The organism is bacterium (genome assembly GCA_026708015.1).
Lineage (GTDB): Bacteria > Actinomycetota > Acidimicrobiia > Acidimicrobiales > Bin134 > Poriferisocius.
Genome location: JAPOVT010000001.1, coordinates 1 through 3,323, shown reverse-complemented (window position 1 = coordinate 3,323; position 3,323 = coordinate 1). Strand labels below are relative to the sequence as shown.

The window sequence follows — 3,323 nt, the reverse complement described above, 5'->3', positions numbered from 1 at the left end:
CACCCGGCCGCGGACCCTCAGATCACGCCCGATACACAAAATTCCTGACAGACCCGCCCTGCGCGTTTTTGTGGGGTTTGGGGTTGCTGTGATCGGTTGGGGTCAGGTTATCAGCAGGCCGCGGGCTTGGAAGTTGTGGGGGTTGGTGAAGCCGTGGGCGGTGCGTCTGAGGACTTGGAGGAGGTTGTTGGTTCCTTCTATGCGTCCGTTTGAGGGCCGTTCGGTGTGGTGCCAGTTGAGGATCTCGTCGGACCATTCGGTGAAGGTGTTCACGATGTCGCGGAACTCGGGGAGCTCGCCGGTGTCGTAGAGGTCGCTGAACCGGTCGAGGGCTTGCAGGGCGCCTTGGTGGTCGTCGGCGTCGTAGAGTCCCCGGAGTTCTTGGAGGGCCTGCCAGGCGGCTTGGAGGCGGGGGTGGTTGTCGAAGGGCGCGTCGAGGCGGGCCCGGTCCGTGTCGGCGAGGGTGTCGGCTCGTCGCAGGAGAGCGAAGCGGGCTTTGAACACCTGCGGGTCGAAGGCGCGCCCTGCGGGCTGGGATCCGCCGCGCTGCACGTCTCGGCGCACCGCGGTGAGCCCGGCGGAGAACCATCTGATGACGTGGAACCGGTCCAGCACGTGTCGGGCGTGCCCGAGATGGGCGGCGACCGCCGCCCGGTAGGCGGGGGACCCGTCGGTGACGACGACTTTGACCTGCTTGCACCATTTGCGGCCCTGCGAGGCGAAAAACCCTGATAGGGCCGCTGTGCTGCGGTGGGGGACCATGGCCAGGGTCCGGCCGGTGTCGGCGTTGACGATCACCGTCACATACCGGTGGCGTTTGCGCATCGAGGTCTCGTCCACCAAAAGCACCCGGCACGCCCGGCTTCGCCGCCGCTCCGCGACCACAGCCGCCCACGCCCCCACCAGCGCGTTGGTCTTGTGCCAGCCGATCTTGTGGCGCCGGGCCACCCGGCGGATCGGCATGACGGTGGCATCAGCGACGATCCTTCGCGCCAGCCGCCGGGTCATCGCGCCCTCGAACTCCGGGTGCTGCTCCAAGAACCGGCCGCCGCAGCTGTCGCACGCCAGCCTGCGGCGCCGCCACAACAACACCACCAGCCGGCCCGACACCTCCAGATCGCGGACTCTTTTGACCCGGACGTCGTGGACCGACGAACAGGCGAACCCGCACTCAACGCACAGAGGCCGGCGGACCGCCGACTCCACCTCCACAACCAGCTCGAACGGCGTGTCCGACACAACCGCGAGCACCCTTATCCGGCGCAAGTGCAACCGCACCCGCATAACATCTGAACTCATCGGGGCCCTCTGGGACAGGCGACGTTGACATCACCGATTCCAGCAGGGCCTCGACCCCGATTAACGGACCCTCAGACCACCCCACCCCACACTTTCGCGAAGGCTCGTTTTTAATGCTCCCCATTCACTCCCCCACCCCAGGTTCAAGCGAAGCCCTGAGAGCTCTTCGAACGCGGCCCACATAGTCCGGGTTGGCGCCAACTCGAGAAGCAATGGCAACGTGAGTGGCATTGGGGTCGGCGTTACTGGCGGCAATGATGCGCTCCTTGACGGTGGTAGTTGTCTCGGGCGATGAAACTCCTTCAGACATTGGGCCCCGTTCAATGCTCTGTCGGCGGAACCAATCACGCATGGTCGCATGCACATAGCGCAGCCTCCCCCGCGAAGGGCGGTGGATCACACCAGCCTCGCTGAGGCGCTGGAAATATACGCTCAGATAGTTGGAGGTCTTGCCCATGACCCGTGAGACGTCACCGATCTGGACATCTGGTGTGTCAAATGCGCTCATGGCCTCGAGGACCATCCGATCAGTGTCGGAGAGGTCACGAACAACTGGGGCGAAAACCTGGGCCTCCATGTCCGTAATTGCGGCGTCAACCGCCGCTTGAACATCGCCTGATGTAATGCCGTTGCTGGGATCGGAGCAGTGCTCCCAAGAGTGGTATCCGACAAGCTGCACCATGAATGGATAGCCGGACGTGGCCGCAGCAGCGGTGGCCAGGGCATCGTCATCAATTGTGCCTCCGGCCGCATTGATGGGTGCTTGCAGCGCCTCGACCGACTCCTCAAGGCTAAGTGGATCCAATTGCGTTCGGGCAATGCGCTGGAAGAAAGTCATGCCAGGATCGGCAAGTGCCGTCTCTTCCATCGAGGGCAGCCCAGCACCCACGAACATGACTGGCTTCCCATCAATCTTGGCGATGTCCTGAAGGGCATGCGCGAAGTCGCGTAGGGCGGCGATATTGGCATTATGGAACTCGTCGATAGTGATAAGGGCACCCCTGGCCTTGCGTCGCGCGTGATCGGCCAGGCCCTCTACGGCTGCGAGCATCCTGGTGTGAACGGACAGCTCCCTGACCTCGGGTGTCTGGAACGAAACACCCGCGCCGCTGCCTAGGACGCTGACCTGTGCCGAGGACAAGCGGCGACTTTCCGTGTCGTAGGCAGATGTTATCTGCTCGATGAGAGCATCCACAAAGGTGGGCTCGGGCTTGGCTGTGACTCTGACGGTCAGCAGGCCGTTCTGCTCGGCCACGTCCCGCATGGCTGCAAGCAGGACAGTCTTGCCCGATCCTCGGGGTCCCTTGAGCAACATGGAGTGATCGGGATGGTCGGGCCCGGCAGTCATCGCGGCCTGACAGCGCCGCATGGCCTCTTCTCTTCCTGCAAGAGTATGGGGCGGACGCCCGAAGGTCGGGCGAAACGGATTGGGGCTCGGCACGGTCGCCTCCCGGTCTTGCTGTCCTTCCTACCACCGACACTGACCAATCTGCAAAACTTGCAAAAGGGGCAGCACGACCAATCTGCAAAACTTGCAAAAGGGGCAGCACGACCAATCTGCAAAACTTGCAAAAGGGGCAGCACGACCAATCTGCAAAACTTGCAAAACAAGGTCAGGTGCTGGAAACCGGATTCGGCCCTAGTCCCAGACTCGCAAGCACATTGCCCAAAGCATCGGCGGTGTCGTCGAAATAGTTGGAGTGGGTGACATTGATGGCGTCAATGGACTCAGCACCTAACAGCACGACCTCCACGCGGGGGTTGTCCCGATACTGCTCCTCGCGCTCACTGTATGCCTTGAGGGCTTGAGCGGTATTGCGAAATTCCTTGAGGCTGATTCGCTTCCTCGCGTCATGGTCGAAGGCGATCAGAAAGTCAATGGTCTTGCGCTTTCCCATCAGTCCTCCCCGACTCCTTGATCAAGAGACCTGGCTACCAGGCCGAACAAGGACACCATAACCAGCCGAGTTGAGCATCCCCCTTTTGGCCGGTCACCTCGATTAGGAGGTAACCATGTCATTGAT

Annotated in this window: 3 protein-coding genes; all 3 read right to left on the bottom strand. The window is 62.3% G+C overall.

The features are described from left to right. Positions 1 to 102: 102 nt before the first annotated feature. Positions 103 to 1,299, bottom strand: coding sequence for an ISL3 family transposase (locus OXG30_00015; GenBank protein ID MCY4133293.1), 1,197 nt, complete (start codon positions 1,297 to 1,299; stop codon positions 103 to 105). A gap of 124 nt (positions 1,300 to 1,423) precedes the next feature. Then, the gene (locus OXG30_00010) at positions 1,424 to 2,740 is read right to left on the bottom strand and encodes an ATP-binding protein (GenBank protein MCY4133292.1); all 1,317 of its coding nucleotides are present in this window, start codon (positions 2,738 to 2,740) and stop codon (positions 1,424 to 1,426) included. Positions 2,741 to 2,912: 172 nt separating this feature from the next. Continuing rightward, the gene (locus OXG30_00005) at positions 2,913 to 3,197 is read right to left on the bottom strand and encodes a hypothetical protein (protein MCY4133291.1); all 285 of its coding nucleotides are present in this window, start codon (positions 3,195 to 3,197) and stop codon (positions 2,913 to 2,915) included. Positions 3,198 to 3,323 lie beyond the last annotated feature (126 nt).

Bases quoted from the DNA above. Each gene is read 5' to 3' on its own strand.
- OXG30_00015 (MCY4133293.1), bottom strand. From the start codon at position 1,299: ATGAGTTCAGATGTTATGCGGGTGCGGTTGCACTTGCGCCGGATAAGG.
- OXG30_00005 (MCY4133291.1), bottom strand. From the start codon at position 3,197: ATGGGAAAGCGCAAGACCATTGACTTTCTGATCGCCTTCGACCATGAC.